Source organism: Dyella sp. (assembly GCF_051954575.1).
Taxonomy (GTDB): Bacteria; Pseudomonadota; Gammaproteobacteria; order Xanthomonadales; family Rhodanobacteraceae; genus Dyella_B.
Genome location: NZ_JBQCHP010000006.1, coordinates 1 through 7709 on the forward strand (window position 1 = coordinate 1; position 7709 = coordinate 7709).

Genomic DNA, 7709 nt, shown 5'->3' on the forward strand with positions numbered 1-7709 from the left:
GCGAAGGCAGACTGGCGCATCGTCGAGACGGGTACCTGCGGCGTGTGGACAGACAGGGCTGGCCCTACGTATTGCATTTAAATGATGGGGTGATGCCTGGAAGGCCCGCATGCTGCGCCGCGCGGCTTGGCAAGACGGCCAGTCTTCCCGGCGCCACGCAACACACCCTGCGAGCCTTCCAGGCATCATGACGACGGCGATACTTGATCAGTGTTGCCTTAAGATTCGGCGCCAATCACGCTTCAATCAGAGACTGTTTGGCGCACCGGGTTGTCTCAGCGCACCCCACGCACCGGCATGATCACCCACGCACTCAACGCAACCAGCGTCGCTGCCACCACAAACAACACCGTATAACTTCCACCACTCGCTGACAGAATGCCCGGCGCCAACGCCGGCATCAGCGATTGCGGCATCACGTTGGCGATATTGAAAATGCCCAGATTCCCGGCCGCATGCGTTTCGCGTTGTGGCAGCACGTCGTTCACCAGCGCGAGATCGGCGGCCAGATACACCCCTTGCGCGGCGCCGGTGACCGCCATGCCGGCGAGAAACCACACATACGACGTGGTGAACGCGATCATCAGCAAGGCCAGTGCATACACCAGCGCCGCACCGGAGACGAACACCTTGCGCCGCCCGAGCGCATCGGACAGGCCACCACCTAAGGCGCTGAAGATCGCCACCGCGCTGAACTGCACCAGGGTGCACAGGAACACCCGGCGCGGCACCTCGGCCGGCGCGCAATCCAATTGATGGATCAGGTACAACCCCTGATACGTCATCAACACCGCAATGCCGGCATAAAGCAGGAAACGGCTGCTCCACGCCCAACCGAAATCGGGAAAGCGCAGCGGATTGATCCAATAACTGCCGAGAAATTCGCGCCATCCGTAGCGTTGCCGCGGCATGGCGGCCAATCGCTGATCGGGCAGCAAGCACACCAGTATCAGCGCGCTGACCAGGCCCAGGGCGGCCGGCACCAGGAACATGGCGAGCGTGGAATCGGCCAGGGCCTGCATCAGGAAGGTGCCGCCGATCATGCCCGCCGGCAGGCTGATGCCGACGATGCCGGATACCGTACCGCGCTGCGCGGGCGGAACCTGGTCGGCAAAGATCGCCGCCAGTGCGGCCAGCTGGGCGTTGTAGGCAAGTTGCGTGAGGCACCAGCCCCACAATAACTGCGACACCGATGCCGCGGTCGCGATGACCGCCAGCCCCGCGATCCCACCCAAGGCGCCAACGATCAGCCAAGGCCGGCGCATGCCCAAGCGCGATGTCGTGCGGTCGGACAGGCGGCCGAAGAACGGGTTGCTGAGCAGCGCCACCAACGCGCCTACGCTTACCACCAGCGACAGGCTGTTGGTGGCATGCGTGGGTGCGATCTCATGCACGCGCATCGTCAGGCCCGTGAGGATCGGCGGCAGCAGCGCCATCCATAAGCCCGTATAGGCCAGGCCGTAGATCGCCATGAACAGCCAACCGACCTGGCGCGCGGGCCATGTCGCATCGGCGGTCGCTCCATGGCGAGGGAGTCCGTATAGCGCAGTTTCGGCTGTGTCGTCGCTCACTGCTCGCATCCTTTTAAGCCCTGGTCGGGCTCATGGCGAACCCAACGGCGTGGAGCGAATCCTACGGCTTTTTGAACGCCGTCGTGGATGCGCGCATTTGCAGCTGGTACGGTACGCGCGCATGCAGGCGCATGGCCGGGTCGCGGATCGACTGCAGCACGCTTTCGGCGGCCAGGCAGGCGATCTCGCGGCAGGGCTGGCGCACCGTGGTCAGGCCAGGCGAGATCAGTTGCGACACTGGTGTATCGTCGAACCCGCAAATCGATAGATTATCGGGAATGGCCAGCCCCCGTTGGTAGGCCTCACGGATCACGCCACAGGCCATGTCGTCGTTCGCGGCGAAGATCGCCGTGGGCGGGCGCCGCCGCTTGAGCAGTTCTCCGCCGGCGGCCAGGCCCGATTCGAACGTGAAATCCCCCTCCACCACCAACGACTCGTCGTACTCGATACCAGCCTTGCGCAAGGCATCGCGATAGCCGTTGAGCCGCCAGGTACGCGCGCCATGCCCCTGCAACCCGGCGACGTGGGCGATGCGCCGGTGCCCGAGCGAAATCAGATGCTCGACGATGTCCGCCGCCGCCTTGCGCTCGTCGAAGCCGATGTCGATATGTGCCTGGCGCAGCTTTGAGGAGATGGTCGAATAACGGATGTCCAGCTCATCCAGGCGTTGCAGCAGCTTGGCGTTGTTCGCGTGCGGCGGCACCAGCACCAAGGCATCCGGGCGGTGCGTCGCCACGAACCCGTCGATGCGCGCGGCCAGGTCGTCGCCCGCCTCGAACGGATGCAGCACCGCGTTGTATGGCGTGCCCTTGCAGGCCTGCAGCACGCCCACGATCAGCTCCATGATGTAGCTGGAGTTGGCGGTGGGGTTGTCGTACAGCAACGCGACCAGATACGAACGGTTTCCCGCCAGGCCGCGTGCGGCCGGATTGGGGACGTAGTTGAGTGCGCGGATCGAGGCTTCGATGCGCGCGCGCAGCTTGGCGCGCACGCTGGTATGGCCATTGAGGACGCGGGACACGGTCTTGGTGGACACGCCGGCATGCGCAGCGACGTCTTCGATTCTCGCAGGCAATGTATCGCTCCACCCTGTGTGGCTTTCAGCGACGCATGCTAACCCAAAACCCGGGGTGCGCAACCACCTGGATTTCACCTCCATCGATCCAAAGTACCAGCGCTGGTATTTTCGTATTGACAGCGCTTGTACATTTTTAATAGCTTGCGTCGCGGGCGAAAACCCGCATGCTGCAGTGCGCAACGCGAGGGGAGTTACAGCCTTGCTTCGAACGTCAAAGCGTCGATCGCCGGGAACTCCATAGCGTCATCCAGCGAAAGCTGGGAGCCAGTGACTTTTGGGTCAAAGGCGCTGGATTCCAGCTTTCGCTGGAATGACGTTGATGAAGTTTCGATGGTTGGGACGCCGCCACTTCGAAGCATTGAAAAAGGGGCGCCTCCAAAACGGAGGACGCCGCAATGCGCTCTGCAGCAACTTCGCCGCCTTGCTTCCGGACATCGCCTCAGGCGCACGGTGGCGGGGGTTCACTGCAATGGGGAGATTTAAGGAATGAAGAAGCAATCCATGCATGCGCGCAGCGTCAGCCAGCCGTGCCGGCTGTCCTTCGCGATCGTGATGATCTTGTTCGCCGCCGGCCAGCTGCACGCGCAGACCGATCAGCCTGCGCCGCAAGCCAGCGACCAGGCCGCAACTACCAACACGAAGACGACGGACAAGAAGAAAGACGCCGCCACCAAGGCCGACGAAAAAGAAGCCAAGCTGCTCAGCGGCCTTACCGTCAACGGCTACTCCAACAGCTTGAACCGCGCACAGGAAATCAAGCGTTACGCCGATACGGTGGTCGATGCGATCTCGGCGCAGGACGCGGGCTCCCTGCCCGACACCTCGGTCACCGAAGCGCTGAAGCGCGTGCCGGGTATCGCCGTGAGCGCCTTCGGTGTCGCGGCCGATCCGGATCACTTCTCCATCCAGGGTTCGGATATCAGCCTGCAGGGCCTGCCTTACACCAGCACGCTGTTCAATGGGCGCGAAGTATTTTCCGCCGGCGGCGGCCAGGGCCTGAACTTCTTCACCGTGTCGCCGGAATTGATCGGCTCGGTGGTGGTGAGGAAGAACCAGACCGCCGACATGATCGAAGGCGGCATCGCAGGTTCCATTGACTTGAATACGCGCAAGCCCTTCGACAGCAAGAAGGATACGCAGGCTTCCATCACCGTCGGCAGCTACTGGGGTAACCTGGACAAGCACGGCACGCCGCAGATCGCGGGTCTCTTCAGCCGTAACTGGAACACCGAGATCGGCCGTTTCGGCGTGCTGGCCAATATCGCCTACGACCGCATCAAGCAGCAGGACAACGCGATTTCGCTGGTGGACTTCCAGCGTCGTTGCGATGGCTGTTCGCTACCCAACGGGCGCACCGACAGCTTTCCCGGCCTGGCGCCGGGCCAATATGCCTATGTACCGGTGGGCGCCGACCTGCGCGTGCAGAACGAAAGCAGCACGCGCTTCGGCCACGCGCTTGCTGCGCAATGGGAAAGCCCGGACAAGGCATGGCAAGCCACCTTGGAATGGGATCGTGCATCGGATACCGAAACCACTTTCGAGCATACCTTGCAGGCCTCGACCGATGGCTGCGCCTTCGGCCAATCGCTGGCCGGCTGTGCCGTACCAGTAGCTGGCGCAACGCCTGTCTATGACGCCAACGGCGTATTCCAGTCGGGCATCATCGGCGGCGCGCCGGGTTCATCGAGTTTCTTGCCCATCACCTACGGCGGCATGCAGACGCAGTTCGACACCACCGCGTACCGCAACCGCTACGTCACCAACGATTACAGCTTCAACCTGAAGTGGAACGTCAACGACCGGCTGCATCTGAGCTTCGATGCGCAGGACACGAAATCCACCTTCAACAATTTCTATTACTACATCCGCGAGATGACGCAGGCCAACTGGGGCCTTACCCTGCACGGCAACAGCGCGCCCAGCGTCAGCCTGCTTTCGCCCAACCCCAATCAAACGGCGGCCCAGTATTACAGCGATCCCAACAATGCCTATTGGTCAGCAGCGCAGGACCACTTCGCCAATTCCTGGGGCAACCAGCGCACCTTCCGCCTGGACGGCACTTTCGACGTGGACGCGAGTTTCCTGGACAACATCCAGTTCGGCGTGCGGCATTCCGACCAACGCGAAACGGTGCAAAACTCCGCCTACAACTACGAAGGCATCAGCTCGCCGTACGGGCAGAACGCGGTTACCGCCGCCGATACCCCCGGCGCCGCCTCGTTGTACACGCTCAACCTGCCGGGCTTCAGCGGCAGCAATTTCGGCGGCATCGTAGCGCCCTTCTTCAACCTCAACCCGCTTACGCAATTCCACCAGGCTGCGGCGGTCATCCAGCAGATCAACCAGCAGGCGATCGCAATGAACCCGCCTGGCAGCGTCGGCCGTTACTACACGCTCTACCAGCGCCCTCAATACGTAACCGGCGATGTATTCGTGCCAGGCACGTTCTATCTGCCGCAGGAAGTCGCCTCCAACCAGGAAAAAACCAACGCCGCCTACGTACGCCTGAACTTCGGCAACGACAACACCGATTTCCTGAGCGGCCTGCAGATCAGCGGCAACGTGGGCATGCGTTACGTGCACACACAGGATGACGCGACAGGCTACCTGACGGTGCCGAACCAGGCGGCGGTACTCAATGGCATCAGCATCGCGCAGTACTGCCTCAACCAGACGCAAGGCGGCAGCACGCCGGCACCGGGCACGTTCTGCGCGCTTACGCCGGCGCAGCAACAGCAGTACATGACCTTCGCCAACGGCGCGTACAGCCCCATCACCGCCCGCAACTCCTATGACAACTGGCTACCCAGCTTCAACCTTGCGATTGGTTGGACCGGCGACCTGATCACGCGCTTCGCGTTCTCCAAGTCGATCTATCGACCCACGCTCAACCAACTGCAGGCAGGCCAGTCGGTCAGCGGCCTGCTGCCCTACGGCACCAATGGCAGCACCGTGCCGACCGTGGGCAATGGCTACAGCGGCAGCAATCCGTACCTGCTACCGATCACCGCGCACAACTTCGACATCACGCAGGAATGGTATTTCGGGCATGCCGGCTCGATCTCCGCCATGCTGTTCTACAAGCAGTTGAACAACACCATCCAGACCATCACCAGCGTGGTCAACACGACAGTGACCAACAATGGCGTGAGCTATCCGGAGCAATACACCATTGGCCTGGCCAACTTGAACAAGGGCGGCAGTGTGCGTGGCGCGGAGCTGGCCTATCAGCAGAAATACGATTTTCTGCCCGGTTGGCTGTCCGGTTTCGGCACGCAGATGAACTACACCTACATCAAGCCGCAGAACCTGAGCTACGGTTCGGCCAATTTCTGCCCCAGCGGCTATGCGCCGGCCACACAGTGCGTCAACCAGCAAAAACTGCCGCCGTACGAGCTATCCCGCAACACCTACAACTTCACGCTCTATTACGAGAAGGGCGCGCTCTCCACGCGCCTGGCCTACAACTGGCGCTCGAAGTATCTGGTGACCGGTTACGAGGCGGATTATCCGTTCCTGCCGGTGATGGCCGATTCGCAGGGCCAGTTGGACGCTTCGATCATCTATGCGCTCACCGACCACGTGAAGGTGTCGCTGCAGGTGGCCAATATCTTGAACTCCACCTTCAAGACCAGGGAGATCATCAACACCGACGGGCTAAGCGTGCCCAAGGGCTTCTTCCGGGACGACACGCGGTTCAACCTGAGCTTGCGGGCGAATTTCTGAGGAGTGCGCGCCACTTTCCGTGCGGCATACGCCCGCACGGAAAAAACGCACATGAAAGCTTTGTGTCAACGTCTACTGCATTCCGTGTCGGCTCGCGCGGCATCGTTGCACTTGCATGCAGGCGCGTGCTGATGACCTATTGGAATACTTGTTGGAATACTTGCGCGCCTGTCTTGCACGCCGAAGCGTGATGCTCGTCGTATCCAGCGAAATTCATGGCGTCGCTACATCAAACGTTGACATCCTCTCACATAGACCTGTGCTAGAGGGGGAAGCGCATACCCGTACGTCATCCGGATGATGACCACCGTCAGGAATGCCAAGCGGAGCCGCTATACGTAGCGAGTGCCGTTTTTCGCGCCATATAGCGGCCAAGTCATCGGGTTTTGAACGTTGCCGGATATATGGGAAGCAAGGAAATGAACACCGCGCAATGCCAAGCCGCTGCCATCGCGCTGAAGCGCGCGATCGCGCAATTCATGCGCGACGGGGACTATATGCGGCATCTGCGCCGATCGAAGCGTCTCTACAGCGCGCGCAACCAGGCGCTGCAACGGCGCTGGAACGCAAAGGCTATCGCGTCCATATCGGCGAGCTGGCCGTCGTCCTGCCACTGCCCGACGGTGTCTTGGATATCGACGTGTTTCAAGGCGCCGTGGGCAGCGGCCTGGCGCTTGTTCCGCTTACGCCCTGCTTAGCGCCGGCATCGATGCGAAATCAGGCTTGGCGCTGGGCATCGCCACGGTCGGTCAAGCGCAGATTTACGTCGCGTGCGAACAGCTGCACCAGCTCATTCTCAGGCATCTTCGACGTACTGCTTGAAGACATCGAGCGTTCCCAACCAGTAGAACTGCAGATGTTTATAGATGGACTCGGTGGGAAATCCAGCTGCCACGAATCTAAGGATGGTCTGGCTACCGGCATCTTCAAGCGCGAAGCTCAATGTCGTGTAATTGCATGGCAAATCCGCAAGCCCAGAGAGCGAGCTCAGATGCGTGAAACTCAGCATCTCCCATGGCCTGAACGCCAGCACCGTGCCCCTGTTTTCAAAACGCTGGTGATGCACGCCGCGAATGACAATGGCGCTTTCCTCCTCCCAGGTCGTCTCTACCTCGATCGAGAAATCGCTGCCGCCGAGCCATTCGCGCATGCAGTGAAGGCTGACCAGCCGGTCCCAAACGACGGAGGCCGGCGCTGCAACAATTACTTCTGCGCTGAAGCAGCCGGGAATGTCATCGTGGCGAGATGGAAGGTTCATTACTCACCGTCCGTGATCGAGACCGGCTGTGTGATCGACCGGCCGACGAACGCATTCCAGCCCTTGGCTGCGCCGA

General features: G+C 61.4%; 5 protein-coding genes. 1 reads left to right on the top strand and 4 read right to left on the bottom strand.

Going from position 1 to position 7709, the window contains the following annotated elements:
- Positions 1-275: 275 nt before the first annotated feature.
- Positions 276-1571, bottom strand: a complete 1296-nt coding sequence (locus tag ACTHNE_RS00815) for an MFS transporter (protein WP_440268322.1) — start codon at positions 1569-1571, stop codon at positions 276-278.
- Positions 1572-1632: 61 nt separating this feature from the next.
- Positions 1633-2646, bottom strand: coding sequence for a LacI family DNA-binding transcriptional regulator (locus tag ACTHNE_RS00820; protein ID WP_440268323.1), 1014 nt, complete (start codon positions 2644-2646; stop codon positions 1633-1635).
- 489 nt (positions 2647-3135) lie between these two features.
- Between ACTHNE_RS00820 and ACTHNE_RS00825 the strand changes: the two genes are divergently transcribed.
- Positions 3136-6375: a TonB-dependent receptor gene (locus ACTHNE_RS00825; RefSeq protein ID WP_440268324.1), complete on the top strand. Its 3240-nt coding sequence runs from the start codon at positions 3136-3138 to the stop codon at positions 6373-6375.
- A 526-nt stretch (positions 6376-6901) separates the two neighbouring features.
- Here ACTHNE_RS00825 and ACTHNE_RS00830 read toward each other — a convergent pair.
- Both ACTHNE_RS00830 and ACTHNE_RS00835 read right to left on the bottom strand, forming a co-directional pair.
- Complete coding sequence (locus ACTHNE_RS00830) at positions 6902-7024, bottom strand: hypothetical protein (protein ID WP_440268325.1); 123 nt, start codon at positions 7022-7024, stop codon at positions 6902-6904.
- Between the two features lie 147 nt (positions 7025-7171).
- Positions 7172-7633, bottom strand: coding sequence for an SRPBCC family protein (locus ACTHNE_RS00835; protein ID WP_324941160.1), 462 nt, complete (start codon positions 7631-7633; stop codon positions 7172-7174).
- Between the last annotated feature and the right edge of the window lie 76 nt (positions 7634-7709).

Bases quoted from the DNA above. Each gene is read 5' to 3' on its own strand.
- ACTHNE_RS00825 (WP_440268324.1), top strand. From the start codon at position 3,136: ATGAAGAAGCAATCCATGCATGCGCGCAGCGTCAGCCAGCCGTGCCGG.
- ACTHNE_RS00835 (WP_324941160.1), bottom strand. From the start codon at position 7,633: ATGAACCTTCCATCTCGCCACGATGACATTCCCGGCTGCTTCAGCGCA.